23 protein-coding genes and 2 pseudogenes are annotated in these 24,946 nt (G+C 60.6%); 13 read left to right on the top strand and 12 right to left on the bottom strand.

Translation table 11 applies throughout. The features are described 5' to 3' along the window. The first annotated feature begins 154 nt into the window (after positions 1-154). The 10 genes from rimP to RlegSU303_RS23250 all read left to right on the top strand — a co-directional run bounded on the left by rimP (position 155) and on the right by RlegSU303_RS23250 (position 12,417). Entirely contained in the window at positions 155-760 is a 606-nt protein-coding gene (gene rimP / locus RlegSU303_RS23295) for a ribosome maturation factor RimP (RefSeq protein ID WP_003544329.1), read from the top strand. A 58-nt stretch (positions 761-818) separates the two neighbouring features. Then, entirely contained in the window at positions 819-2,420 is a 1,602-nt protein-coding gene (gene nusA, locus RlegSU303_RS23290) for a transcription termination factor NusA (RefSeq protein WP_003555785.1), read from the top strand. Further along, positions 2,417-3,109: an RNA-binding protein gene (locus RlegSU303_RS23285; protein ID WP_017989926.1), complete on the top strand. Its 693-nt coding sequence runs from the start codon at positions 2,417-2,419 to the stop codon at positions 3,107-3,109. Before nusA ends, RlegSU303_RS23285 begins: the two co-directional genes overlap by 4 nt. A 101-nt stretch (positions 3,110-3,210) precedes the next feature. After that, on the top strand, positions 3,211-5,964 hold the full coding sequence (gene infB / locus RlegSU303_RS23280) for a translation initiation factor IF-2 (protein ID WP_131719766.1): 2,754 nt from the start codon (positions 3,211-3,213) through the stop codon (positions 5,962-5,964). Between the two features lie 151 nt (positions 5,965-6,115). Beyond that, a complete protein-coding gene (rbfA, locus tag RlegSU303_RS23275) occupies positions 6,116-6,520 on the top strand; it encodes a 30S ribosome-binding factor RbfA (protein ID WP_131719767.1) in 405 nt (134 codons plus the stop codon). A 13-nt stretch (positions 6,521-6,533) separates the two neighbouring features. Beyond that, positions 6,534-7,466 carry a tRNA pseudouridine(55) synthase TruB gene (gene truB, locus RlegSU303_RS23270; RefSeq protein ID WP_017962732.1) on the top strand — a complete coding sequence of 311 codons (933 nt, stop codon included), beginning with the start codon at positions 6,534-6,536 and terminating at the stop codon, positions 7,464-7,466. Between the two features lie 96 nt (positions 7,467-7,562). Next, positions 7,563-8,414, top strand: coding sequence for an alpha/beta fold hydrolase (locus tag RlegSU303_RS23265; protein ID WP_131719768.1), 852 nt, complete (start codon positions 7,563-7,565; stop codon positions 8,412-8,414). 154 nt (positions 8,415-8,568) lie between these two features. Next, positions 8,569-8,838 (top strand): 30S ribosomal protein S15, encoded by a 270-nt coding sequence (rpsO, locus tag RlegSU303_RS23260; RefSeq protein ID WP_003544317.1) that lies wholly within the window; start codon positions 8,569-8,571, stop codon positions 8,836-8,838. A gap of 348 nt (positions 8,839-9,186) precedes the next feature. Further along, positions 9,187-11,325 (top strand): polyribonucleotide nucleotidyltransferase, encoded by a 2,139-nt coding sequence (gene pnp / locus RlegSU303_RS23255; protein WP_017962730.1) that lies wholly within the window; start codon positions 9,187-9,189, stop codon positions 11,323-11,325. Between the two features lie 75 nt (positions 11,326-11,400). Next, positions 11,401-12,417 (top strand): class I SAM-dependent methyltransferase, encoded by a 1,017-nt coding sequence (locus tag RlegSU303_RS23250; RefSeq protein WP_094087011.1) that lies wholly within the window; start codon positions 11,401-11,403, stop codon positions 12,415-12,417. Positions 12,418-12,509: 92 nt separating this feature from the next. On the opposite strand, the gene fabI is transcribed toward RlegSU303_RS23250, so the two are convergent. The 3 genes from fabI to fabA are packed head-to-tail and all read right to left on the bottom strand — an operon-like array spanning position 12,510 to position 15,117. Next, positions 12,510-13,316 (bottom strand): enoyl-ACP reductase FabI, encoded by an 807-nt coding sequence (fabI, locus tag RlegSU303_RS23245; protein WP_131719769.1) that lies wholly within the window; start codon positions 13,314-13,316, stop codon positions 12,510-12,512. 7 nt (positions 13,317-13,323) lie between these two features. After that, positions 13,324-14,556, bottom strand: a complete 1,233-nt coding sequence (gene fabB / locus RlegSU303_RS23240; RefSeq protein ID WP_017962727.1) for a beta-ketoacyl-ACP synthase I — start codon at positions 14,554-14,556, stop codon at positions 13,324-13,326. A gap of 45 nt (positions 14,557-14,601) precedes the next feature. Continuing rightward, complete coding sequence (fabA, locus tag RlegSU303_RS23235; RefSeq protein WP_017962726.1) at positions 14,602-15,117, bottom strand: 3-hydroxyacyl-[acyl-carrier-protein] dehydratase FabA; 516 nt, start codon at positions 15,115-15,117, stop codon at positions 14,602-14,604. Between the two features lie 300 nt (positions 15,118-15,417). Between fabA and irrA the strand changes: the two genes are divergently transcribed. Then, complete coding sequence (irrA, locus tag RlegSU303_RS23230; RefSeq protein WP_131719770.1) at positions 15,418-15,837, top strand: iron response transcriptional regulator IrrA; 420 nt, start codon at positions 15,418-15,420, stop codon at positions 15,835-15,837. 112 nt (positions 15,838-15,949) lie between these two features. Here irrA and RlegSU303_RS23225 read toward each other — a convergent pair whose 3' ends face one another. Next, a complete protein-coding gene (locus tag RlegSU303_RS23225) occupies positions 15,950-16,585 on the bottom strand; it encodes a trimeric intracellular cation channel family protein (protein WP_017962724.1) in 636 nt (211 codons plus the stop codon). Between the two features lie 172 nt (positions 16,586-16,757). Between RlegSU303_RS23225 and RlegSU303_RS23220 the strand changes: the two genes are divergently transcribed. Continuing rightward, positions 16,758-17,231 carry a hypothetical protein gene (locus tag RlegSU303_RS23220; protein ID WP_130678701.1) on the top strand — a complete coding sequence of 158 codons (474 nt, stop codon included), beginning with the start codon at positions 16,758-16,760 and terminating at the stop codon, positions 17,229-17,231. Positions 17,232-17,234: 3 nt separating this feature from the next. Here the strand turns inward: RlegSU303_RS23220 and RlegSU303_RS23215 are convergent, their stop codons facing one another. Together RlegSU303_RS23215 and RlegSU303_RS23210 are read right to left on the bottom strand one after the other, a co-directional pair. After that, positions 17,235-18,023 (bottom strand): YdcF family protein, encoded by a 789-nt coding sequence (locus RlegSU303_RS23215; RefSeq protein WP_131719771.1) that lies wholly within the window; start codon positions 18,021-18,023, stop codon positions 17,235-17,237. A gap of 68 nt (positions 18,024-18,091) precedes the next feature. After that, complete coding sequence (locus tag RlegSU303_RS23210; RefSeq protein ID WP_131719772.1) at positions 18,092-18,814, bottom strand: YoaK family protein; 723 nt, start codon at positions 18,812-18,814, stop codon at positions 18,092-18,094. Positions 18,815-19,051: 237 nt separating this feature from the next. Here RlegSU303_RS23210 and RlegSU303_RS23205 point away from each other — a divergent pair, with 237 nt between their 5' ends. After that, positions 19,052-19,288 (top strand): DUF2798 domain-containing protein, encoded by a 237-nt coding sequence (locus RlegSU303_RS23205; protein WP_012759639.1) that lies wholly within the window; start codon positions 19,052-19,054, stop codon positions 19,286-19,288. Between the two features lie 235 nt (positions 19,289-19,523). Here RlegSU303_RS23205 and cysE read toward each other — a convergent pair whose 3' ends face one another. The 6 genes and pseudogenes from cysE to RlegSU303_RS23170 form a co-directional block, all read right to left on the bottom strand. Then, entirely contained in the window at positions 19,524-20,372 is an 849-nt protein-coding gene (gene cysE, locus RlegSU303_RS23195) for a serine O-acetyltransferase (RefSeq protein ID WP_017962720.1), read from the bottom strand. A 67-nt stretch (positions 20,373-20,439) separates the two neighbouring features. Next, a pseudogene (locus RlegSU303_RS23190) lies at positions 20,440-21,391 on the bottom strand (sulfonate ABC transporter substrate-binding protein). A gap of 162 nt (positions 21,392-21,553) precedes the next feature. Further along, complete coding sequence (locus tag RlegSU303_RS23185) at positions 21,554-22,582, bottom strand: NADP-dependent oxidoreductase (RefSeq protein ID WP_017962718.1); 1,029 nt, start codon at positions 22,580-22,582, stop codon at positions 21,554-21,556. A gap of 386 nt (positions 22,583-22,968) precedes the next feature. Beyond that, complete coding sequence (locus RlegSU303_RS23180) at positions 22,969-23,898, bottom strand: TauD/TfdA dioxygenase family protein (protein WP_017962717.1); 930 nt, start codon at positions 23,896-23,898, stop codon at positions 22,969-22,971. Between the two features lie 363 nt (positions 23,899-24,261). Continuing rightward, a pseudogene (locus tag RlegSU303_RS23175) lies at positions 24,262-24,387 on the bottom strand (YoaK family protein); the annotation flags it as partial. A 190-nt stretch (positions 24,388-24,577) separates the two neighbouring features. Further along, positions 24,578-24,871, bottom strand: a complete 294-nt coding sequence (locus RlegSU303_RS23170; protein WP_017962715.1) for a GIY-YIG nuclease family protein — start codon at positions 24,869-24,871, stop codon at positions 24,578-24,580. Between the last annotated feature and the right edge of the window lie 75 nt (positions 24,872-24,946).

The raw sequence follows: 24,946 nt of genomic DNA, 5'->3' as shown, positions 1-24,946 counted from the left end.
TGGCCGAATCGGTCGCAGACCTTGCAATTTCGGAAAAACCCGACTATATGCCTCTCAAATTCTTGATCGCTTGATGAAGAGTGGGCCGCAAGGACCCGCTCTTTTTTATTAGCGCGATCGCCGAAAAAGCATGAAATTGCGAGGAGCGCACCGCTTGTCGGATCTGACAAACGCAGACAATGAACGTGAGCCGCGGCTGATTACCGAAACCGGGCTCGACCAGCGTCTTGCCGATATCATCGAACCCGTTCTCGTCGACCTGGGCTTCCGCCTTATCCGCGTCCGCATGATGAACCAGAACGGTGCGACGATGCAGGTCATGGCCGAGCGCAACGACGGCACGATGACGGTTCAGGATTGCGAAGAAGTCTCGATGGCGATTTCTCCCGTCCTCGATGTGGAAGATCCGGTCGATAAAGAGTATCATCTGGAAGTGTCTTCGCCCGGCATCGACCGTCCGATGGTGCGGAAATCCGATTTCGTCCGCTGGCAGGGCCACCTTGTGAAATGCGAGACGTCGATCTTGATCGATAATCGCAAGCGCTTCCGCGGCAAGATCGTCGAAGCAGGCACAGATGGTTTCACGCTCGAGCGCGACCAGATCGCCTATGGGGAAGAGCAGAAGGTCACCATTCCCTTCACGGCGCTTAGCGATGCGAAGCTCATTCTGACCGACGACCTGATCCGCGACGCATTGCGCGCCGACAAGCTGGCGAAAGCCCAGGCCGCCAACCAGAACGAAGCGGACGACGAAGAATAACCGATCAACAGACCGCTCCAGGGACGGGAACCCTGAGTAAAGACGGAGAAACAAGACAATGGCAGTTAGTGCGAACCGGCTCGAACTTCTGCAGATCGCAGATGCAGTGGCGCGCGAAAAAGTCATCGACCGCGAGATCGTGCTGGCCGCAATGGCCGATGCCATCCAGAAGGCGGCACGCTCCCGTTACGGCACCGAGTCCAACATCCGGGCCGACATCAATCCGAAGACCGGCGAAATCCGCCTGCAACGCCTGCTCGAAGTCGTCGAGAAGGCCGAAGATTATTCGACGCAGATCCCGCTGGAGCTGGCCCGCGACCGCAACCCGGACGCCGCACTCGGCGATTTCATCGCCGACCCGCTGCCGCCGATGGATTTCGGCCGCATCGCCGCACAGTCGGCCAAGCAGGTGATCGTGCAGAAGGTGCGTGAAGCCGAGCGCGACCGCCAGTTCGACGAATTCAAGGATCGCGTCGGCGAAATCGTCAACGGTACCGTCAAGCGCGTCGAATACGGCAACGTCATCGTCGATCTCGGCCGTGGCGAAGGCATCATCCGCCGCGACGAAATGATCCCGCGCGAAAACGTCCGCTATGGCGATCGCGTCCGTGCCTATGTTTATGATGTTCGTCGCGAGCAGCGCGGCCCGCAGATCTTCCTGTCGCGCACGCATCCGCAATTCATGGTGAAGCTCTTCACCATGGAAGTGCCGGAGATCTACGACGGCATCATCCAGGTGAAGTCGGTCGCCCGCGATCCGGGTTCGCGCGCCAAGATCGCGGTGATCTCGAACGACAGTTCGATCGATCCGGTCGGCGCCTGCGTCGGTATGCGCGGCTCACGCGTTCAGGCCGTGGTCGGCGAGCTCCAGGGCGAAAAGATCGACATCATTCCATGGTCGCAGGATCCGGCGACCTTCGTCGTCAACGCCCTGCAGCCGGCCGAAGTCGCCAAGGTCGTCCTCGACGAGGATGCCGAGCGTATCGAAGTCGTCGTTCCCGATGAACAGCTGTCGCTTGCCATCGGCCGCCGCGGCCAGAACGTCCGCCTCGCCTCGCAGCTGACCGGCTGGGATATCGACATTATGACGGAGGCCGAGGAATCGGAACGCCGCCAGAAGGAATTCAACGAGCGCACCAACCTGTTCATGGATTCGCTCGATGTCGACGAGATGGTCGGCCAGGTTCTGGCTTCGGAGGGTTTTGCCGCGGTTGAAGAACTGGCTTATGTCGATCTCGACGAAATCTCGTCGATCGACGGTTTCGACGAGGAGACGGCGCAGGAAATCCAGCAGCGCGCCCGCGAATTCCTCGAGCGTCTCGAAGCCGAGATGGACGAGAAGCGCAAGGCGCTCGGTGTTCAGGACGAACTGCGTGAGATCAACGGCATGACCGCCCAGATGATGGTGGCGCTCGGCGAAGACGGCATCAAGACGATCGAGGACTTTGCCGGCTGCGCTGCCGACGATCTCGTCGGCTGGTCGGAGCGCAAGAACGGCGAAACGAAGAAGTTCGAGGGTCTGTTCTCGAAGTTCGACGTCTCGCGCGTCGAAGCAGAACAGATGATCGTCCAGGCCCGCCTTTCGGCCGGCTGGATCACGCAAGAGGACCTGGCGAAGGGGACCGAAGAAGAGGTCACCGAAGCCGAACAAGAAGCATGATGACCGCGCATGAACCGGACGCTCCTCTCGAGGACGACGATCTTGCAGGTTATGACGTGAACGGACGCATGTGCATCGTGACGCGCGAAAGCGGATCGCCGGAAGAGCTGATCCGCTTCGTCGCCGCTCCCGATGGAACAGTTGTCGCCGATCTGAAGCGCGAGCTTCCGGGACGCGGATGCTGGGTGAAGATCGACCGGTCGCTGGTCGACAGGGCGGTGGCGAAGAAGCTCTTCGCCCGCGCGCTGAAGACGGATGTAAAGGCGGCGGACGATCTCGGCGCGAGTGTCGATCGGCTGCTCGCGGCGCAATTGATGCAGATGATGAACATGGCGCGGAAAGCCGGCCAGTTCGTGAGCGGGTCCTCGAAAGTGGATGCCGCGGTCAGAAGCGGAGCAGCCCTTGCGGTGTTCCACGCGACTGGCGCAGCGGACGACGGCGTCCGGAAAATCGACCAGGCCCGCAAGGCCTGGCACCTCGGAATGGAGACCGAGGAGGAGATACCTTCCTTCCGTCTCTTCTCGGAGAGCGAAATGGAAGGCCTGATGGGCCAGAATGCTTTTATCCATGCCGCAGTGCTTGCAGGGCAGGCGGGTGAAGGTGTAGTGAAGCGCGCAAAGATGCTCGAACAGTACCGTATTGGCGGTCAGTCCCGGGCAGCGGGCGGCGCTGGCCGGCAAAAACAATGAGGCGGTCACCGGCATCGGCCGGTCCCATCCTCATTGATCGACAGTATTGAACGACAGGGTCTGATCTAGTCATCGCTCCCTGTCCGAAGGAACGGGAACGAATGACCGATAGTAACGACGACAAGACAATCAGCGTAGCGGGCAAAAAGACACTCACCCTGAAACCATCGGGGATGAGCCAGGGTACCGTTCGCCAGGATATGGGTCGAGGTCGCACCAAGGCGGTCGTCGTCGAGACCCGTAAGCGGCGCCCGATGCGCCCGGAAGACGAAAAGCCGATCACGCCCGTCACTCCGGCGGCTCCCGTGCGCGCAGCCGAACCGGCGCCCGCACCCGTGCAGGCGCGTCCGCAACAGCCGACGCCGGCCCCGCGGCTTCAGCAGGGCAACAACAACCAGACGAACCAGCGTCCGCCGCAGCAGTCTCACCAGCCGCCGCGCCAGAACGATCGTCCGCGCCCGGTGGTGCTGAACCATCTGTCGCCGGAAGAGATGGACGCCCGCCGCCGCGCGCTTGCCGACTCCCAGGCGCGTGACGCCCAGGATGCGATCCGCCGCGCCGAGGAAGAAAAGCGCCGTGCCGCCGAAGAGGTTGTCCGCAAGGCAGCCGAAGCGGAAGAAGCTGCCCGTAGGGCCGCTGAAGAGGCTATCCGGCAGGCTGAGGCACCCGCTGTTGCTGAACCCGCAGCCGCAGAACCGGCTCCGGCCGAAGCACGCACCGACGCGGCACGGCCGCAGCAGCCCGCCTCGTCGGCACCGGCCGTACGCCGGCCCGACGCGGCTGGAGCACCTGCTGCCCGTCCGGCACCCGGCGCTGCCGTCCCTGGGGCCGTTCGCGGCCGTCGCGACGAAAAGGAAGAAGACGATCGTGGCGCAGCGCGCGGCGGTCCGGTCCGTGGCCGCGTCGTTCGCCCGGAACCCGCAAAGCCGGTCACGACTCGTCCGAAGACGGATGAAGAGCGCCGTCGCGGCAAGTTGACGATCACCACCGCCAACGTCGACGGCGAGGACAATGCCCGCGGTCGTTCGCTCTCGGCGATGCGTCGCCGGCAGGAGAAGTTCCGCCGCGGTCAGATGCAGGAAACCCGCGAGAAGATCTCCCGCGAGGTGGTTCTGCCCGAGACCATCACCATTCAGGAACTGTCGCAGCGCATGTCCGAACGCGCCGTCGACGTCATCAAGTACCTGATGAAGGAAGGCCAGATGATGAAGCCAGGCGACGTCATCGACGCCGACCTTGCCGAAATCATCGCCGGCGAATTCGGCCATACGGTCAGGCGCGTGTCGGAATCCGACGTCGAACTCGGCATCTTCAACGTGTCCGACGACGATGGCGAACTGGTTTCGCGCCCGCCCGTCGTTACCATCATGGGCCATGTCGATCACGGCAAGACCTCGCTGCTCGACGCCATCCGCCATGCCAACGTGGTCTCCGGCGAAGCCGGTGGCATCACCCAGCATATCGGCGCCTATCAGGTGGAGCAGAACGGTCAGAAGATCACCTTCATCGATACGCCCGGCCACGCCGCCTTCACGGCAATGCGTGCCCGCGGTGCGCAAGCGACCGACATCGCGATCCTGGTCGTCGCAGCCGACGACAGCGTGATGCCGCAGACGATCGAATCGATCAACCACGCCAAGGCGGCCGGTGTTCCGATCATCGTGGCGATCAACAAGGTCGACAAGCACGAGGCTGATCCGCAGAAGGTCCGCAACCAGCTGCTGCAGCACGAAGTCTTCGTGGAATCCATGGGCGGCGAAGTGCTTGACGTCGAGGTTTCGGCCAAAACCGGCAAGAACCTCGATAAGCTGCTTGAGGCGATCCTGCTGCAGGCGGAAATTCTCGATCTTAAGGCCAATGCGAACCGGACTGCGGAAGGCACTGTCATCGAAGCCCAGCTCGATCGTGGCCGTGGTTCGGTCGCGACCGTGCTCGTCCAGAAGGGCACGCTGCGTCCAGGCCAAATCATCGTCGCCGGCGACGTCTGGGGCCGCGTGCGCGCTCTCGTCACCGACAAGGGCGACCATGTGAAGGAAGCAGGCCCGGCAACCCCGGTCGAGGTTCTCGGTCTTTCCGGCACGCCGCAGGCCGGCGACAAGTTCGCCGTCGTCGAAAGCGAAAGCCGCGCCCGCGAAATCTCGGAATATCGTCAGCGTCTGGCCCGCGACAAGGCGGCTGCCCGCCAGTCGGGACAGCGCGGATCGCTGGAACAGATGATGATGCAGCGCCAGAGCGTCGGCATCAAGGAGTTCCCGCTGGTCATCAAGGGTGACGTGCAGGGCTCGATCGAAGCGATTGCCGGTGCGCTGGAGAAGCTCGGCACCGACGAAGTCCGCGCCCGCATCGTCCATTCGGGCGCCGGCGGCATCACCGAGTCGGATATCTCGCTCGCCGAAGCCTCGAACGCGGCCATCATCGGCTTCAACGTTCGTGCGAATACGCAGGCACGCCAGTTCGCCGAGCGCGAAGGCATCGAAATCCGCTACTACAACATCATCTACGACCTCGTGGATGATGTGAAGGCAGCGATGTCGGGCCTCCTGTCTCCGGAGCGGCGCGAAACCTTCATCGGCAATGCCGAGATCCTCGAGGTGTTCAACATCACCAAGGTCGGCAAGGTCGCAGGCTGCCGTGTCGTGGAAGGCAAGGTCGAACGTGGTGCTGGCGTCCGCCTCATCCGCAACGACGTCGTCGTTCACGAAGGCAAGCTCAAGACGCTCAAGCGCTTCAAGGACGAAGTGTCCGAAGTGCCGATGGGTCAGGAATGCGGCATGGCCTTCGAAAACTACGAGGATATGCGCGCCGGCGACGTCATCGAGTGCTTCCGGGTCGAGCATATCACGCGCACGCTCTAAGACTGCTGCGCCTGAACTTTTCCGAAAGCCATCCGCGAGCCGGCGGATGGCTTTCGGGCATCTGCCGACTTGACCTTTTCGACCAAAAGAGTCATGGACGCTCTCCTTTGACGGGTTCGATTCCCAGCCGTATCGGCAAATAGAGATAACAATGACCAAACCAACTTCTTCCGCGCCTTCGCAGCGCATGCTGCGCATTGGCGAACAGGTTCGCGCCGCTATCACCCAGGTGCTGCAGCGCGGCGAAGTGCGTGACGACGTCATCGAGGCGACCGTAATCTCGATCTCGGAAGTGCGCATGTCGCCAGATCTCAAGATCGCCACCGCCTATGTGACGCCGCTCGGCGTTTCCGACCACAGTATTGTCATCGAGGCGTTGAACCGTCATGCAAGGTTCATCCGCGGCCGGCTCGGGCCGCAGCTCCGGCAGATGAAATACATGCCGGAGGTGCGCTTCCGCGACGATACCAGCTTCGACAACTACAAAAAGATCGACGAGCTGCTGCGTTCGCCCGAGGTGAGCCGCGACCTCGACGGCGGTAATGACGAACAATAAACAGAAGAGACGCATGTCCAAACCACGCAAACCCAAAGGCCGGCCGATTTCCGGCTGGCTGATCCTCGACAAGCCGGTAGATTTCGGCTCGACGGAAGCCGTTTCCAAGATCAAGTGGCTCTACAAGGCGCAGAAGGTCGGCCATGCCGGCACGCTCGATCCGCTCGCCTCCGGCATGCTGCCGATCGCGCTCGGCGATGCGACGAAGACCGTTCCCTATGTGATGGACGGTCGCAAGATCTATGAATTTACGGTGAGCTGGGGCGAGGAGCGCGCGACCGACGATCTCGAGGGCGAGGTGACCAAGAGTTCGGACAAACGCCCGAGCGAACAGCAGATCCGCAATATCCTGCCTGGATATATCGGCACGATCAGCCAGGTCCCGCCGCAGTTTTCAGCTATCAAGATCGCAGGTGAACGCGCCTATGATTTGGCGCGCGAAGGCGAAACCGTCGAAATCCCCTCGCGCGAGGTCGATATCTTCCGGCTGACCTTGCTCGCCTGCCCGGACGCCCACAGTGCGCATTTCGAAGTGGAATGCGGCAAGGGTACCTATGTCAGGGCGCTGGCGCGCGATTTCGGCCGCGAGCTCGGCTGCTACGGCCATGTGTCCGGGCTGCGGCGCACCTTTGTCGCCCCTTTCGCGGAAGAGGCCATGGTGCCGCTCGCAGATCTCGTGGCACTGGAAGCGATCGAGGATATGGACGAGCGCCTGGCCGCCCTCGACGCGCTGCTGATCGACACCTGCGAAGCGCTATCCTCGCTGCCCCATCTCGTCATCAACGACGACCAGGCGCACCGGCTGAAGATGGGCAACCCGATCCTGGTGCGTGGCCGCGATGCGCCGGTTGCCGAAAGCGAAGCCTATGCGACGGCCCGCGGCAAGCTGATCGCGATCGGCGAGATCGGCCAGGGCGAGTTCCGCCCGAAGCGGGTTTTCGCCTGAGCCTATCTTGCTTTCTGACAACGACAGCGATTGTCAGGCGGTCCCGATGCGATATCTTGCCTGTCGGGCCATGGGGGCCTGGCAGAGGGAAAGATCATGCGCGGAACTGCTATCGGAATCCTGACGTTTTTTTCGATGTTTCTCGCCGTCGCCGGCGCTCAATCTGCCGAGCGCTGGGCCGAGCTTCCGGCCTTTCCTTCGATGCCGGTGGCAAAGACGAGCGGCATGGCCGAGGTGAACGACATCAAGATGTATTACGCCGAATACGGCGAAGGCGACCCCATCCTGTTCATTCATGGCGGTCTTGGAAATGCCGAGGTCTGGGGTCACCAGGTCGCCGATTTTGCCAAGGATCATCGGGTCATCGTTGCCGACAGCCGCGGACATGGGCGCTCGACGCGCAGCCAGCAGCCCTTCGGTTACGACCTGATGACGTCTGATTACGTCGCGCTTCTCGACTATCTGAAGATCGACAAGGTGACGCTGGTCGGTTGGTCGGATGGCGGCATCATCGGCATCGACATGGCGATGAAAAATCCGGGAAAGCTGACGCGCGTCATTGCCCAGGCAGCCAACGTCACGACCGACGGCGTCAAGGCAGACGTGATGAACAACAAGACCTTCAACGACTACATCAACGTCGCCGGCGACTATTACAGGAAACTGTCGCCGACGCCGAACGAGTACGACGCCTTCGTCACCCAGATCTCCGAAATGTGGGCGACCCAGCCGGCCTGGACGGCAGCGGATCTTGGAAAGATCGCGGTGCCGGTCACGCTCGCCATCGGCGACCATGACGAGGCGGTGAAGCTCGACCATACGGAGATGATGGCGAAAGACATTCCGGGCGCCAGGCTCGTGATCCTGAAAGACGCCAGCCATTTCGCCATGCTGCAGGATCCCACGGGTTACGATGCGATGATCCGGGACGCCATGGCGGGCCGCTGAAAACCGCTGTGGGAGCTCCCCTCTTTCCATTGCTGCTTATTTGGTTTATAGGCAGCGCCAGCGTCAGGGTTGCCTGCTCGCATTCACGGCCAAAGCTGGACGACATCCCGGCTTTTGGCGACTTTAATTTCCTCCTCTTAGAAAGGATCACCCGATGTCGATCACTGCTGAGCGCAAGTCTGCGCTGATCAAGGAATATGCGACCGTTGAGGGCGATACCGGTTCTCCGGAAGTCCAGGTCGCGATCCTGACCGAACGCATCAACAACCTGACCGAACACTTCAAGGACCACAAGAAGGATAACCATTCCCGCCGTGGCCTGCTGACGATGGTTTCGAGCCGCCGCTCGCTTCTTGATTATCTCAAGAAGAAGGATGAAGGCCGCTATTCCAAGCTGATCACCAGCCTGGGTATCCGCCGCTAAGATTGTCCGGCGGGTGCTTTCCGAGCGCCCGCCGGATGTGTTTCGGGACACGGTTCCCGATGAAATATTCCAGCCGCGCCCTATCTTTTAGCGGTGGAAAGACCGGCAGACCCGGATGGGCCGGTTCTGCCAAACCAACCGTTGACCTGTCATGGGGCAGGATTGCCGGATGCTTTGGCCAAGGCTTGTCAATGAGCTTTGGCCCGGTTTCTCAGGAACGCCTGAGGGAAGCCGAGGATTAAAAGCCTCCCGTTGTCTTGCCCGTGATACGTCACATTGATTGCGGTCGACTGTGCGCTGCGCCTTGATATCGGCGATGGCGCGTGCTCCCGCATTGAAGGACAAGACATGTTTGATACACACACAGTGGAAATCGAGTGGGCTGGCCGCCCGCTGAAACTCGAAACCGGCAAGATCGCCCGTCAGGCCGACGGCGCGGTTCTCGCCACCTACGGCGAAACCGTCGTTCTCGCCACCGTCGTCTCGGCCAAGGCGCCGAAGGCCGGCCAGGACTTCTTTCCGCTCACCGTCAACTACCAGGAAAAGACCTATGCGGCCGGCAAGATCCCCGGCGGCTATTTCAAGCGCGAAGGCCGTCCGAGCGAAAAGGAAACCTTGGTTTCCCGCCTGATCGACCGCCCGATCCGCCCGCTCTTCCCTGAGGGCTACAAGAACGACACGCAGGTTGTCGTTACCGTTATCCAGCATGACCTCGAAAACGATCCCGACGTGCTGTCGATGGTTGCCACCTCGGCTGCGCTGACGCTGTCCGGCGTTCCCTTCATGGGCCCCGTCGGCGGTGCGCGCGTCGGCTACATCAACGGCGAATACGTTCTCAACCCGCATCTCGACGAGATGGACGAATCGAGCCTCGACCTCGTCGTCGCCGGCACCTACGACGCCGTGCTGATGGTGGAATCCGAAGCCAAGGAACTTAACGAAGACGTCATGCTCGGCGCCGTCATGTTCGGCCACAAGGGCTTCCAGCCGGTTCTCGACGCGATCATCAAGCTCGCCGAAGTGGCCGCCAAGGAGCCGCGCGACTTCCAGCCGGCAGACTACTCCGCTCTCGAAACCGAGATGCTCGGCCTTGCCGAAGGTGAACTTCGCGAAGCCTACAAGATCACCCAGAAGGCTGACCGCTACGCCGCCGTCGACGCCGTCAAGGCGAAGGTGAAGGCACACTTCCTCCCCGAGGAAGGCGAAGCCCGGTACACGGCCGAGGAAGTCGGCGCGATCTTCAAGCATCTGCAGGCGAAAATCGTCCGCTGGAACATCCTCGACACCAAGAGCCGCATCGACGGCCGCAATCTAGAAACCGTTCGTCCGATCGTTTCGGAAGTCGGCCTTCTGCCGCGCACCCACGGTTCGGCACTGTTCACCCGCGGCGAAACCCAGGCGATCGTGGTTGCCACCCTCGGCACCGGCGAAGACGAGCAGTATGTCGACAGCCTGACGGGCATGTACAAGGAGCGCTTCCTGCTCCATTACAACTTCCCTCCCTACTCGGTTGGCGAGACCGGCCGCATGGGCTCCCCAGGTCGCCGCGAAATCGGCCACGGCAAGCTCGCATGGCGCGCGATCCGTCCGATGCTGCCAACGCCTGAGCAGTTCCCCTACACGCTGCGCGTCGTCTCCGAGATCACCGAGTCGAATGGTTCGTCCTCGATGGCGACCGTCTGCGGTACCTCACTCGCTCTGATGGACGCCGGCGTTCCGCTGGCAAAGCCGGTTGCCGGTATCGCCATGGGTCTGATCCTGGAAGGCGATCGCTTCGCTGTCCTCTCCGACATTCTCGGTGACGAAGACCACCTCGGCGATATGGACTTCAAGGTCGCCGGTACCGCCGACGGCATCACCTCGCTGCAGATGGACATCAAGATCACCGGTATCACCGAAGAGATCATGAAGGTCGCCCTTGGCCAAGCCCAAGGCGGTCGCGTCCACATCCTCGGTGAAATGTCCAAGGCCATCACCGAAAGCCGCGGCCAGCTCGGCGAATTCGCTCCGCGCATCGAAGTCATGAACATTCCGGTCGACAAGATCCGTGAAGTCATCGGCTCCGGCGGCAAGGTCATTCGCGAAATCGTCGAAAAGACCGGCGCGAAGATCAACATCGAGGACGACGGCACTGTCAAGATCGCCTCCTCCTCCGGCAAGGAAATCGAAGCGGCCCGCAAGTGGATCCACTCGATCGTTGCCGAACCTGAGATCGGCCAGGTCTATGAAGGCACGGTCGTCAAGACCGCCGACTTCGGCGCCTTCGTCAACTTCTTCGGCGCCCGTGACGGCCTCGTCCACATCTCGCAGCTCGCTTCCGAGCGTGTTGCCAAGACCCAGGACGTCGTCAAGGAAGGCGACAAGGTCTGGGTCAAGCTGCTCGGTTTCGACGAACGCGGCAAGGTTCGCCTGTCGATGAAGGTCGTCGACCAGACCACCGGCCAGGAAATCCCGAACGAGAAGAAGAAGGAAGAAGCGGCCGAATAAGCCGCCTTCCAAATTTGCTATCGGGCGCGGGAATGCTTCCGCGCCCTTTTTTGTATGAGAAGACGAGACCAGACCATGAGCAGCGAGACGCTGAAGACCCTGTTCCATCCCTTTGCCAGCGGCACAGTCGCGGCGCCCGGCGAGGGCGAGCGCGTGCTCTTCCTCGGCGCCGAGGCAGGCTTTGCGCTGCCTGAAGGCTTTGCCGCCTCGCTCAGCGCCGTCCAAGGCTTCCGGCCGCTCTACCGGCAGCTGTTGGCCCAGCGGATCGACGTCAAGCCGGAGATCGACGGCGAGGACTATGATGCGGCTCTGGTGCTCTGCACCAAGCACAAGGGAGAGAACGAGGCCAATCTTGCTGCCGCTATCGCCCGTACGCGGCTCGGCGGCCTGATCGTCGTTGCCGGCGCCAAGGAAGACGGCATCCAGCCGCTGCGCAAGCGGATGGAAGGTTTCAATCTCGCCGTCGACCATATGCCGAAATATCACGGCGTCGCCTTCTGGTTCGGCCGGCCGGCGGATGCAGACGAGATTATCTCCAAGCTGGCAAAGGCGCCGGTGCGCGTCGACGGCCGTTTCAATGCGACCGCCGGCATGTTCTCGCATGACCGCATCGATGCCGGATCGGAGCTGCTCGCCTCGCGCCTGCCTGAGGATTTCACCGGCGACGTGGCGGATTTCGGTGCCGGATGGGGCTATCTCTCCGTCGAGATGGCGCGGAAGTCGCGTGGATTGACGCGCCTCGACCTCTACGAGGCCGATCACGCGGCTCTGGAGGCTGCCAGGGATAATCTGGCTCAGAACTGCCCGAACGCGCCTGTGCGCTTCTTCTGGCACGATCTGGCGGGTGAGCAGGTCAAGGATAAATACGATCTCGTCATCATGAACCCGCCCTTCCATGAGGGGCACGCGGCCGAGCCGGCGCTCGGCCAGGCAATGATCAAGACGGCCGCATCCGCCCTTCGCGGTGGCGGCCGCCTGATGCTCGTCGCCAATCGCGGCCTGCCTTACGAGCCGGTTCTGGCGGCGAATTTCAGGGAAAGCGGCGAAACTTGCCGCAACGCCCGGTTCAAGGTTCTCTGGGCGAAGAAATAGGCTCAAGGCCTCGATACGATCATTCTTACCGATAGAAAAAGGCCGTGCGCATCATCTGCGCACGGCCTTTGAGTTTCAAATGGGGTTGCCGTTTACTCGACGTCCGCCCTGCGCAGCGCTTCCAGCGTCGGCATGGAGGTGACGTTGAAGCCGGCGTCGACGAAGTGGATTTCGCCGGTGACGCCTGAGGAAAGGTCGGAGAGCAGGTAGAGAGCCGAGCTGCCGACCTGATCGATGGTCACGGTCTTGCGCAGCGGCGCATTGCGCTGGTTCCAGGAGAGGATCGCGCGCGCATCGGAGATGCCAGCGCCGGCAAGCGTGCGGATCGGGCCGGCGGAAATGGCATTGACGCGGATGCCACGCGGGCCGTAGTCGGCGGCGAGATAACGCACTGAAGCCTCGAGCGCCGCCTTGGCAACCCCCATGACGTTGTAGTTCGGGATGACGCGCGTCGAGCCATTATAGGTCAGCGTCAGCATCGCACCACCATCTTCCATCAACGGAGCGCAGCGCTTGGCGATCTCGGTGAAGGAGAAACAGGAAATGACCATGGTGCGGCTGAAATTCTCACGCGTCGTATCGGCGTAGAGACCCTTCAGCTCGTTCTTGTCGGAAAAGCCGATGGCATGGACGATGAAATCGAGCTTGCCCCAGCGCTCGCTTATCGCGTCGACCACGGCATCGACCGAGGCGATGTCCTCGACGTCGCAGGGCAGGACGAAATCCGAGTTGACCTCGGCAGCAAGCGGCCTGACGCGCTTGCCGAGCGCATCGCCCTGATAGGTGAAGGCGAGTTCCGCACCCTGTGCGGCGAGAGCTTTTGAAATTCCCCAGGCGATCGAGTGGTTGTTGGCGACGCCCATGACGAGCCCGCGCTTACCCTGCATGATTCCCGTCATATTATTATTATCCGTTATAGCGCTGGAAGACGAGCGTGGCGTTGGTGCCGCCGAAGCCGAAGGAATTAGAGAGGGCAATGTCGATCTTGGCGTCGTCGATGCGCTTGCGCACAATCGGGACACCTTCGAATTCGGGATCGAGCTCGGTGATATGAGCGCTTTCGCCGATGAAGCCTTGCTGCATCATCAGCAGGGAATAGATCGATTCCTGCACGCCGGCAGCGCCCAGCGAATGGCCGGTCAGCGACTTGGTCGACTGGATATGCGGGATCTTCGAGCCGAACACTTCGCGGATGGCGCCGATTTCCTTGCTGTCGCCGACCGGCGTCGACGTGCCGTGGGTGTTGACGTAGTCGACGTCACCTTTGACGGTGGCGAGCGCCTGGCGCATGCAGCGGATAGCGCCCTCGCCCGAGGGGGCGACCATGTCGTAGCCGTCCGAGGTTGCGCCGTAACCGACGATTTCGGCGTAGATCTTGGCACCGCGGGCCTTGGCGCGCTCCAGCTCCTCGAGCACCAGCACGCCGGCGCCGCCGGCGATGACGAAACCATCGCGGTTGACGTCATAGGCGCGCGAGGCGCTGTCCGGCGTGTCGTTATATTTGGAGGACATCGCGCCCATGGCGTCGAAGAGGTTGGACATCGTCCAGTCGAGATCCTCATGGCCGCCGGCGAACATCACGTCCTGCTTGCCCCACTGGATCATCTCGGCGGCGTTGCCGATGCAATGCGCCGACGTCGAGCAAGCCGACGAGATGGAATAGTTGACGCCGTGGATCTTGAACCAGGTGGCGAGTGTGGCCGATGCAGTCGAGGACATCGCCTTCGGCACGGCGAAGGGGCCGATGCGCTTCGGGCTGTTGTTCTTCACGGTGATCTCGGCAGCTTCGATCAGGGTGCGGGTGGAGGGACCGCCAGAGCCCATAATGATGCCGGTACGCTCGTTCTGAGCGTAGTCTTTCTCTTCCAGGCCGGAATCGGCAAGTGCCTGCTTCATGGCGACATGGTTCCAGGCGCCGCCCTGCGACAGGAAACGCATGGCGCGGCGGTCGACCAGTTCGGCAAGCTCCGCCGAACCGAGCTTCGGACTGCCCCAGACCTGGCACTTGAACCCATGTTCGGCGAAATCGCTCGAAAAGGAGATACCCGACTTTGCCTGCCGCAAGGATTCGGTGACTTCGGCCGCGTCGTTTCCGATCGAGGACACGACACCCAGACCTGTGACAACTACCCGTCTCATCTGATCAAACCTTTGTTGTTTTCGTCCGCCGCTCGAAATGCGGTTTCAGGCGGTCTTGTCTTTCGATAGACCGACGCGAAGATCGGCCGCCTGATATATGGTCTCGCCGTCCGCCTTTAGCCAGCCGTCGGCGGTGCCGAGGACCAGACGGCCACGCATGACACGCTTGAAGTCGATGCCATATTCGATCAGCTTCGTCTGTGGCCGGACCATGCCCTTGAATTTCACTTCGCCTGTTGAAAGCGCCATGCCGCGGCCTTCTTCGCCGAGCCAACCCAGAAAGAAACCGGTCAGCTGCCACATGCCGTCGAGACCGAGGCAGCCCGGCATGATCGGATTGCCTTCGAAATGGCAGGGAAAATACCAGTCGTCGGGGCGAACGTCGTATTCCGCCCTGAGGTAGCCCTTATCGAAGGTGCCGCCCGTTTCGGAAATATCCGTGATGCGGTGAACCATCAGCATAGGCGGCAGGGGCAGCTGCGCATTGCCGGGGCCGAACAGCTCGCCGTGCGCGCAAGCGATGAGTTCTTCATACGAGAAGCTGGACTGTCTGGTCGTCATAAAGTTTCTTTTCCCCCCGCATCAAGCCGATGGATGTGAACGTGTAGTCCAAGTTCTTCAGAAAATGAAGCACAAGCAAGGCAGCTTCATTCATCGCCCCGGACCTGGCTTGCGCCATTATTTGGTGGTCGCATACAGGAAGGCTAGGGCTGGGACCAGACCTATTTGCGTCAAAAGCCCGTTTTTGCCGCGTTTATCAGGCTCCTGTCCCCATTGAACTATTGAAAGGCTCCGATGCAAAAGTTATACCCCTTAAAGAAACATGATTGCTTTATGCCAGAATAACCGGAGTTGGTTTTGATGACGGGTGCATTCCCGATCGCAATAGAGGTAAGGCTGCGCGGTGCAGGCCTGCGCCCCACCCGCCAGCGCGTCGCGCTCGGCGACCTCCTGTTTGCCAAGGGCGACCGGCATTTGACCGTCGAGGAACTGCATGAAGAGGCGGTTGCCGCCGGCGTGCCGGTGTCCTTGGCAACCGTCTACAACACGCTGCATCAGTTCACGGAAGCCGGTCTCATTCGCGTTCTCGCCGTCGAGAGCGCCAGGACCTATTTCGACACCAATGTTTCCGACCATCACCATTTCTTCGTCGAAGGCGATAACGAGGTGCTCGACATTCCCGTCAGCAACCTGACGATCGCCAATCTGCCGGAACCGCCTGAGGGCATGGAGATCGCCCATGTCGACGTGGTGATCCGCTTGCGGGCAAAGCAGGGCTGACGACGCTCTAGAGCGTCGCGCCGAATCGGCCTCATGCGACGCCCTTTAGATCTTTGTTTTTATGCATGTCGCCCAAAACCGCTGCGCACTTTTGGGCGACATGCATTAGGCTTCACATGACATCGTCGGGATGCCGGCCGGGCTTGTGCCTGTAGGTCGGGAAGGTCCAGCCGAACCACAGGGCTCCACCGCGCACAGCAAAGGCCGCCACGACGCCGCAGGCAGACGCCAGATAGAGCTGCATTCCAAGCGCATTGGCGAGCGTGAACACGCTGGCGCCGATGAGGGCTGCGGTCACGTAGATTTCCGGCCTCAACAGCACCGAAGGCTCGTTTGCCATCAGATCGCGCAGGATGCCGCCGAAGGTCGCCGTCAGCGTGCCGGTGACGATCGCAATGGTCGGCGAACCGGTGGCGGCGAGGCCCTTGGCAGCACCGATCACGCAGTAGGCGGCAAGGCCGATCGCATCCAGCCAGATCAGCAGGCGATAGCGCGATTCCAGCAGGTGGGCGGTGAAGAAAACGATGACGCCCACGATGCAGCAGACGAGGATATAGGCAGGGTTTAGCACCCAGAAGACCGGTACGCGGCCGAGCACGATATCGCGCACGGTGCCGCCGCCGGTTCCCGTCACCATGGCAAAAAACAAAAAACCGATCAGGTCCAGTTGCTTGCGCGAGGCGGCGAGCGCGCCTGTCGCGGCAAACAGCGCAATGCCGGCATAATCGAGATAGACGAGCAGAGACATGCGAGACCCGGAACCGGCGGAAGTTTTGCGGAATCAATCACGGCGGCAAGGGCGGCGCAAGGCGGCGCGGCCATAAAGCTGAAGTCTTTGATTTAATGCATGTCGTTGTCCCAAAACCGCTACACAGTTTTGGGCGACATGCATTAGGAGCCTTTACCCAAAGAGGAAAGCCGTGAAAACGCTGGTGCTCGCCGTTCTGAATATCGTCCTGCTGCTTGCCATGCCGGCTGTCGCCCTCAGTCAGCAATCGCTGATCTCCGACCCTGAGATCTACGAGAAGAAACATTTCCAGGAACAGTGCAAGGCGGCCGAGTTTGCCGACGGCTTCATCATCCGGCAGGACATCAACAATGACGGCCTGATCGATGCGGTGGTCAACGAGGGCCAGTTGACCTGCGACGGGCAGAAGGGGCCGCAATGCAATGACGACGGCTGCACCTATAATTTCTACCTGCAAGTTGCCGAAGGCGGTTATTTCATGATCGCGACGGCACAGATCTATGGCTACGATTTCGTCCAGCGCTTCGGCAACATGGTGCTGGCGATGAAGATGCATCCGCGCTTCTGCGACCGCACCGAAGGTGATCCCTGCATCGTGACGGCACGCGTCCGCGGCACGAAATTCGTCACCATCTCGAAGAAATAGCTCTCAGCCTGGATAGAGCTCCGACGTCCGGCCGGCGAGATAATAGCCGACCAGGCCGTACCATTCGCGGATCGCCGTCGCCAGGTTTTGTGCATTGAGGCTCGGCTGAGTGAAATCGAGCCCCAGCCTCACCTGACCGTCAGTGCGATAATCGGTCGGCCAGGGCACGATATCGATGCCGAGTTTGCGGAAGATGCCGACGGACCGCGGCATGTGGAACCCCGAGGTGATCAGCAGGCAATTGGAAAGCCCCTGGCTGGCCAGGAATTCCTTGGTGTTGACGGCGTTTTCGAAGGTCGTGCGCGATTGCCTCTCCTCGATCAGGCGATCCCTGCCGACGCCGAAGAGCGGGAAGAAACGCTCGGACGCCGCCGCATCGCCTTCATAGACGCCCGAAATGGAGCCGTCGCCGCCCGACACCAGAATGCGCGACTGCGGAAATTTCTGCGCCAGCCGCAGGGCTCCGATGAAGCGATCGGCTCCACCATTGAATTCTATGCCGTGGCGCGCCGTGTTCACCTCGTTTTCGAAGCCGCCGCCGAGCACGATCATGCATTGCAGGCTATCGGGATCGGCGGCAGGCTTTGCGAAGCGCTGCTCGAGACCCTGCATCAGCAGGTTGCCGGCCGTGGTGTAGAGCGTGACGAAGAGGATGAGAGCTGAACCGGCTGCGCCGAGGATACTTAAGATGCGCCAGCGCAGAAGGCCGGCAAGCAGGGCAAAGAAGACGAGGAAGAATGCCAGCGACAGCGGCTGAGCGAAAATCCAGACAAGCTTCGAAATCAGGAACAAGACCCACTCCTTGAGGATTGGCGGCGATCCTTCCTATCCGATTTGACGGTGACAGGAATGCGACAGTTTTATTTCGCGCGCGTGATGGCCGATCCGCTCGGTGCGACCTTCTGATTGAAGCGGCGCTGAAGCGGCCGCGGGATGAGCATGGCGGCAAGTGCAAGCACCATAGCGAAGAGGGAGACCAGCCACAGCGCGTGCGCACCTGTCAGCCGTGTCAGGACGGCGCCGGCGATTGCGCCGAGCACCATGCCGCCCCAGGGCACGATCTGGATCGTCCATTCGACATGACGATCGCCGATGATCCAGCGGCCGATGCCGCGGCCGAAACGCGACAGGGCGCCGGTCACATAGGTCAGCCCGATCGGCAGGCCTTCGATGTGCTCGACGGCGGCGTTCACCATGCCCATGGAAAAAACGATCATGTAGAACCGCACGAACAACATGTTCTGCACCGTCATCATCGAGGCGAGCGCCAGAACCAGCCCGACGCAGCCGAGCACCACGAAAATACGGCGTTGAGAAACATGAGAAATGACGATGCCTGCCGCATTGCCAAGCACGAAAACGACGATGGCGGAGATCAGGACCGCCGCGTGATAAAGATTGCCCTCACTCAAGGCCAGTGCGGCCCGCGTCGTGTTGCCGGTCATGAAGGAGACGAAATCGCCGGTCAGCAGAAGACCGGTCGCATCGGTCATGCCGGCCAGAAACGAGATCGAGCCGACGAGCGCGAGCCCGGTCAGGGTTCGTCGTGTCCGGATGATGCGGCGGCGTCTTGCTCTGGTCATTGGCTGGGGTCCTGGAGCCGAATCGCTGAGGTTGCGGCAACAAATATACATCGTCCTATTGAGGAATTGGCAAAGGCGATCGGAAGGGGATGAGGGCGGACTTGAACGGCAAGACATTTTCGGCCGTAGAGACGGCGTTGCTTCAGATCGAAGCTCCGTAAGCGTTTACGTCAATCAACGCGCAACCCGCCGGTCGGCGCTGCGCAATTGTCTGATCGGCACCTTACGGAGATCAAAATGCCCAAAGGCAAACTCCCCAAACGTTACAATACGATCGTCATGCCGCTCATCCTCTCGCTGCTGATGACATCAGTCGTCTCAGCGATCAGCATCGTGAGAGCACAGGGCCTGACCGCCCCTGCCCTTGCCATGTGGCCCTCCGCATGGGCGCTCTCCTGGGCGATCGCCTTTCCCGTTCTGCTGTTGATGCTGCCGGTGGTCAAGCGGGTGACAGCTGTTATCGTCGAGATGTGAGGTGCGAGGCACCGGCGGCCTGTAAGAGCGGCCGCCGGAGTTGCTCTGCCCGAGCCCGACTTCAGATATTTCCCGAAACCAAAGGCCTGCGCTTCACCGGAAAAAGCGAGATGGGTCTTGAAGACCAAGGGGCGTGTTTCGAGCTATGCAAAACCTCCCGGGCGTTGTGTTTTGCCAGGCGCGATTTCAAGTCACTCGTCACGCCAACCTCGCCCAGACAAGCCTACCCCAAGCCTTAGATCGTATACTCCGGTTCAGACAGGGTCTGGTCCATCGTAATGCCCGGAAGGTTAAAGTGGCGCTTGCCTACCTGCCTCGCCGGAATGCCAGCGACCGATGTGTAGGCTGTAACGGCATTCACGACCACGCTGCCTGCACCCACCTTGGCGCCGACACCAATTTCGATGTTGCCGAGAATCTTGGCCCCTGCTCCGATAAGAGCGCCGCGCCGTACCTTGGGGTGCCGGTCGCCGGTCTCCTTGCCCGTCCCTCCCAATGTGACGTTTTGGAGTATCGAAACATCGTCTTCGACAACAGCCGTTTCGCCGATGACCAGGCCGCTCCCGTGATCGAGCATGATGCTCCTGCCCATCTTTGCGGCGGGATGAATGTCGACACCGAAAACTTCAGAAATACGGCTCTGGATGTGGCGCGCCAAATGGAGGCGGTCATGATGCCAAAGCCAGTGGGCGACGCGTTGTCCCTGCAGAGCCACAAAGCCCTTGAAATACAGGAATGGCGTCAGGATTTCCGTGTTCGATGGATCACGCTCCTTGATCGCGGTCAGGTCCGCCGCGGCATCGGCGACAATATTGCGATTGCCGACAAACGCCTGCGCAATCACCGCCAGCAGTTCGTCATGGTCGAGGTCGTGATTGGCCAGTTTGATCGCGACCCGCTGAGCGAGCGCCTGAGCGAAACTCGCATGATAAAGCACTGCGGAATTCATGGCGCGCGTGAGTGCTGCATCTTTGGCCGAAGCATTGACGGCCTCCGCGCAAAGAGCCTCCCATATCGCGGCAACCTGAGGCGAAGGGTATGGCTCCGTCGACAGATTGCTCAAGCTGACCAGTGGAACCGTCATGCTAGCTTCCTTCTGCAGGCGGACGTCGCGACGTCCCGGCATGCAGACGTAGGTGGGGAGAGGAGCACTATGCCTTGCCCTTGCGGACAACGTCGGCAATCGTCACCTCCTTCGGAATGAGCTTGAGTTTGAAAAAGGTGTCGGCGATGCTCTGCTGCTGTGCGACAACGGTGTCGTCCAGGCTCTTGACCCCGTAGGACTGGCGTTCGAGCGCCTTGACGAGGACAGATTCGGGGATGCCGACCGATGGTGAGAGCTCCGCAGCCGCAGCCGCGGTGTCGGACTTGGTCCATTCGTCGATCTCGGAAATGGCGTCGATCAAAACATCGATCGCCTCGGCGTGCCCGTCGACCAGCGCCTTGGTGCCGAGATAGAACTGATGATTGGGAACGATGCCTTCGCCGTTTCTGAGTTCTCGCGCTTCGACCGCGACTTCCGCCGCTGCCTGAAAGGGATCCCAGATGACCCAAGCATCGATCGCGCCCTTTTCGAAGGCTGCGCGGCCGTCGGCCGGGGCGAGGAAGGATGGTTCCACGTCCTCATAGGTCAAGCCGGCTTCTTCGAGCGCCTTGACGAGCAGGTAATGCACGTTCGCCCTTGTTGAAGGCGACTTTCTTGCCCTTCAGCTCCGCGACGGACTTTATGGGACTATCCTTCGGGACCAGTATGGCTTCGCCGCGCGGGGCGGGCGGCTCGTGTGCGATGTAGACAAGCGGAGCGTTCGCGGCCTGGGCGAAGATCGGCGGCGTTTCGCCGGTCGATCCGAAATCGACAGCACCAGCGTTCAGGGCCTCGAGGAGCTGGGGACCGCCCGGAAACTCGGTCCATTCAACCGTGTAGCCAATGGATTCAAGTTTCTTCTCCAGCGTGCCTTTGCCCTTGAGAAGCACCAGCGTTCCATATTTCTGGTAGCCGATACGCACGACCTTGTCAGCGGCGCCGGCCAGCCGAACATGCGTCAAAGGTGTCGCGATGGCACCTGCCACCACTGCAGTGAAAGCTCGCCTTGTGATCTTCATCATACCCTCCGGAATAAGACGAGACCAAATTAAAGTGTCTCTATATTTTTCATAGAATATACGTGCTCCGGCGTCCGCTTCTTCGGGATTCGCTTTTTTGTTCTGTTCCGACCGTGAGCAAAAAGAACTGCGCCGCGAAATAGAGAACGCCGAGGCGACGGGTCAGGGCGCGACGCGTACGATCAGCTTTCCGAAATTCTTCCCTTCCAGAAGGCCAAGGAAAGCCTCGGGAGCGTTTTCAAGGCCGTCAACGATATCTTCCTTGTACTTGAGCCGCCCTTCGGAGATCCACGTTCCGGCTTGATGGGAGAAGTCGGGACGCTGGTCGGCAAATTCGCGCTGTATGAAGCCTCGTATGGTGAGGCTTTTCCGCAGGATGGCACGCATCACGGCAGGAAGCTGATCACGTCCGCTCGAAACAGAGGATGTTTCATTGTAATGCGCGATGAGCCCACAGACCGGGATCCGCGCGAAGTCGTTCAGCAATGGAAACACCGCGCTCCAGACGTGGCCACCAACATTCTCGAAATAGACATCGATTCCGTTCGGACAAGCGGCTGCGAGTTGTGCCGGAAAATCGCTCGAATGATGGTCTATGGCGACATCGAAGCCGAGTTCCTGGCGTAAGTGGTCACATTTCTTGGACCCGCCTGCGATTCCGACAACACGCGCACCGTAAATCTTTGCCATCTGCCCAACGGCCGAGCCAACCGCGCCGCTCGCTGCCGCGACCACAAGTGTTTCCCCGGCTTTGGGTTTGCCGATATTGCGAAGCCCGGCATAGGCCGTGAAGCCTGGCATTCCCAGAATGCCGAGTGCTGTCGTGATCGGTGCGGTTTCCGGATCGAGCTTCTGCAAGCCCGCACCATCGGAAATCGCATAGCTCTGCCAGCCGGAATGCGAGAGGACGATATCCCCCGCCTCGAACGCCGTGTTGCGGCTGCGTGCGACCTGCGCAACCGTGCCCCCTTCCATCACACCGCCAATTTCGACCGGCTTGGCATAGGACTTGGCATCGTCCATGCGGCCTCGCATGTAGGGGTCAAGGGAAAGATAAAGCGTCTTGAGAAGAACCTCGCCCTCGGCGAGATCCCGAACCGTCTCCCGCTCGAGCCGGAAATTCGCAGCCACCGGCTTTCCGGATGGGCGCGATGCAAGAACGATGCGGGTGGTAACGGGTGGACTAGCCATGGGTGTGCTCCTCTTCGGACTTTTCCTTGGATGTATCAGGAATTTGCTTCAAGCGAACTGAGCGCTCGTCATCTAGGCCCTACCGGAGCACCCCTTGTCGTCGGCGCCCGTTCACGACCGGCACGCCTGCAATTGTCTCGGATGCCTATGTGACAAGCTCGAACCCCTGTGGCTCAGCATGCAACGATAGCAGCGGCACGCCCTGATCGGAAGCATGGATGAGAAAGGTATGGGTCTGGCAGCTCGAAAGCGCGCCGAGCAGCAGTTCCGAGCCTTCAATGCGACCGCGCTCAGTTCGCCCTTTCTGACGCGCGTTCGCCGATCGAGTAGCGCGGCAAGCGCCGCGCGATATCAAGCTTCATGGTCGTTCCCTAGTCCGGCCGCGCTCACGCGGCCTTTGCTTTCGGCTTGGCGGCCTTGACGTGGGTTACGCTGCGGCGGCCGTCGACGCTGACGGGGACGTCGCCGTCAACCGTGGCGCGGCGCACGACGCGGTGTTGATCGCCGTAGTCGTTGACAGCGTAGTGCTGGGTCGTGCGATTGTCCCAGATCGCGACGTCGCCAGCTCTCCAGTGCCAGCGCACGGTATTTTCCGGGGCGGTAACGTAGGACTGGAACACCTCGTAGAGTTTTGCGGAGTCACTCTTCGACAAGCCGACGAGGCGCTGAACGAAATTGCCGAGCAGCAGCGATCTTTCGCCGGTTTCGGGATGGACACGCACGACTGGATGCTCGGTCTCGTAGATGGTCGACGTGAAAACTTCCTCGAAATGCTTCTTCTCTTCAGCGGTGGCGCGAGGGCGCACCGCTGCGTAGTCATAGGCATTGCTGTGAATGGCCCACAAATTGTCTGCCAGCAGTTTGAGCGACGCTGGCAGACTTTCGTATGCGGCATGGGTGTTGGACCAGATCGTATCACCTCCGGCCGCCGGGATGACGACGCCGCGAAGGACCGAGAATTTAGGATAGGCATCCACGAAGGTGACGTCGGTGTGCCACTGGTCCGCCCTGCCGCCGCCGCGGCTGGAATCGAGATTGAGGATCGAGGCCGTGCCGGCCACCGGACCCTGAGTTGGATGAGGCACAAGTTCGCCCAGGCGGCGTGCGAAGGATTCCTGTTCTGGATCGCCAAGATGGTCCTGGTCGCGGAAGAAGATGATCTTGTGTTTCAGGAGAAGCTGATTGATGGCTGCGACCGTCGCGTCCGAAAGGTCTCCGCCGAGGCGAATACCCCTGATTTCGGCTCCGACGCGGCCGGTCAGCGGCACGACATCGGACTCGGGAATGATCTGATTGACGAGAACTGGATTGCTCATGATATCTCCTGGCTGGTCTTGGAAGAAGACGGCAAGTCACATGCGCCCAACGACGGATCCGTCGGGCGTTCGAAAATCTCATTGGTAAAATCGACAGGGCTATGGAACGCTATAATCTATTAAATCAATAGATAAAATATTCTAATTTTGCCTGATTGCCCGAAACAGCCGCCTTTGATATTTTCCTCTTGCCGATGAATTCTCACTTGGGGCCTTCAGCGATGCATCTTTCCATCGCCAAGCCGCTTGCGCGTGGATGGCCTGGTACGGGCTCTCATTCATCGCGGTTCCAGCCTTTGCTTTCGGCTGTCTTTGCGACGAGCGATGCATAGTCCTTGCCGATCTCGTCCAACTTTTTCACCTATTCGCTGTCAAGAAGGAGATGAAATCGCCGGTCGGCTGAAGACCGGTGGCATCGGTCATGCCGGCAACAAACGAGATCGAGCCGATAAGGGCGAGCCCGGCTAAGGTTCGTCGGATACGGATAATGCAGGGCGTCTTGCTCTGGTCTTTGGCTGAAGGTCGCCTTGAGCCGAATCGCTGAGATTGCGGCAACCAACATTACATGCTCTCATTGAGGAATTGGCAAAGACGATTGGAAGGGGATGGGGGCGTTTACGTCAATCTAGCGACCCGATGGTCGCGTTGCGCAACTGTTTTGCACGGCGGTAGGCGGCACTTAATCGGAATCAGTCTTCCAATTGGCGAGACGACCCGGGTCCGGATTCGGCTGGACCAATCTCTTGCTGGCAAAAGCCCTGCCGGAGTGCGATTTCAGATATGTTTCGAATTCAAGGGCCTTAAGCTTGTCGGGAAAGGCGCAGTACCAGAGCAAATTCCATGGTGCGAATTTGGCGGTGTGGGCGGATTTTCCGGCATTGTGGGCCGCAAATCGTTGTTTCAGATCTGCTGTAGACCCGGTGTATTCCTGATCGGGAAAATCGGCGCTGCGGAGAATATAGACGTACCACATCAGCGTTTCAGCCCGTCGTCGCCCTTCGGGCTATGCCGGGCACTGCTTCGGCCTAACGATTTCTCGCGGCTGTGC

This window comes from Rhizobium sp. SU303 (assembly GCF_021052345.1).
Classification (GTDB): domain Bacteria; phylum Pseudomonadota; class Alphaproteobacteria; order Rhizobiales; family Rhizobiaceae; genus Rhizobium; species Rhizobium laguerreae.
Note: the sequence above shows the minus strand (reverse complement) of the source record. Positions and strands in the feature narration are given on the sequence as shown.

Bases quoted from the DNA above. Each gene is read 5' to 3' on its own strand.
- nusA (WP_003555785.1), top strand. From the start codon at position 819: ATGGCAGTTAGTGCGAACCGGCTCGAACTTCTGCAGATCGCAGATGCA.
- RlegSU303_RS23285 (WP_017989926.1), top strand. From the start codon at position 2,417: ATGATGACCGCGCATGAACCGGACGCTCCTCTCGAGGACGACGATCTT.
- infB (WP_131719766.1), top strand. From the start codon at position 3,211: ATGACCGATAGTAACGACGACAAGACAATCAGCGTAGCGGGCAAAAAG.
- rbfA (WP_131719767.1), top strand. From the start codon at position 6,116: ATGACCAAACCAACTTCTTCCGCGCCTTCGCAGCGCATGCTGCGCATT.
- truB (WP_017962732.1), top strand. From the start codon at position 6,534: ATGTCCAAACCACGCAAACCCAAAGGCCGGCCGATTTCCGGCTGGCTG.
- RlegSU303_RS23265 (WP_131719768.1), top strand. From the start codon at position 7,563: ATGCGCGGAACTGCTATCGGAATCCTGACGTTTTTTTCGATGTTTCTC.
- rpsO (WP_003544317.1), top strand. From the start codon at position 8,569: ATGTCGATCACTGCTGAGCGCAAGTCTGCGCTGATCAAGGAATATGCG.
- pnp (WP_017962730.1), top strand. From the start codon at position 9,187: ATGTTTGATACACACACAGTGGAAATCGAGTGGGCTGGCCGCCCGCTG.
- RlegSU303_RS23250 (WP_094087011.1), top strand. From the start codon at position 11,401: ATGAGCAGCGAGACGCTGAAGACCCTGTTCCATCCCTTTGCCAGCGGC.
- fabI (WP_131719769.1), bottom strand. From the start codon at position 13,316: ATGACGGGAATCATGCAGGGTAAGCGCGGGCTCGTCATGGGCGTCGCC.
- fabB (WP_017962727.1), bottom strand. From the start codon at position 14,556: ATGAGACGGGTAGTTGTCACAGGTCTGGGTGTCGTGTCCTCGATCGGA.
- fabA (WP_017962726.1), bottom strand. From the start codon at position 15,117: ATGACGACCAGACAGTCCAGCTTCTCGTATGAAGAACTCATCGCTTGC.
- irrA (WP_131719770.1), top strand. From the start codon at position 15,418: ATGACGGGTGCATTCCCGATCGCAATAGAGGTAAGGCTGCGCGGTGCA.
- RlegSU303_RS23225 (WP_017962724.1), bottom strand. From the start codon at position 16,585: ATGTCTCTGCTCGTCTATCTCGATTATGCCGGCATTGCGCTGTTTGCC.
- RlegSU303_RS23210 (WP_131719772.1), bottom strand. From the start codon at position 18,814: ATGACCAGAGCAAGACGCCGCCGCATCATCCGGACACGACGAACCCTG.
- RlegSU303_RS23205 (WP_012759639.1), top strand. From the start codon at position 19,052: ATGCCCAAAGGCAAACTCCCCAAACGTTACAATACGATCGTCATGCCG.
- cysE (WP_017962720.1), bottom strand. From the start codon at position 20,372: ATGACGGTTCCACTGGTCAGCTTGAGCAATCTGTCGACGGAGCCATAC.
- RlegSU303_RS23185 (WP_017962718.1), bottom strand. From the start codon at position 22,582: ATGGCTAGTCCACCCGTTACCACCCGCATCGTTCTTGCATCGCGCCCA.
- RlegSU303_RS23180 (WP_017962717.1), bottom strand. From the start codon at position 23,898: ATGAGCAATCCAGTTCTCGTCAATCAGATCATTCCCGAGTCCGATGTC.
- RlegSU303_RS23170 (WP_017962715.1), bottom strand. From the start codon at position 24,871: ATGTGGTACGTCTATATTCTCCGCAGCGCCGATTTTCCCGATCAGGAA.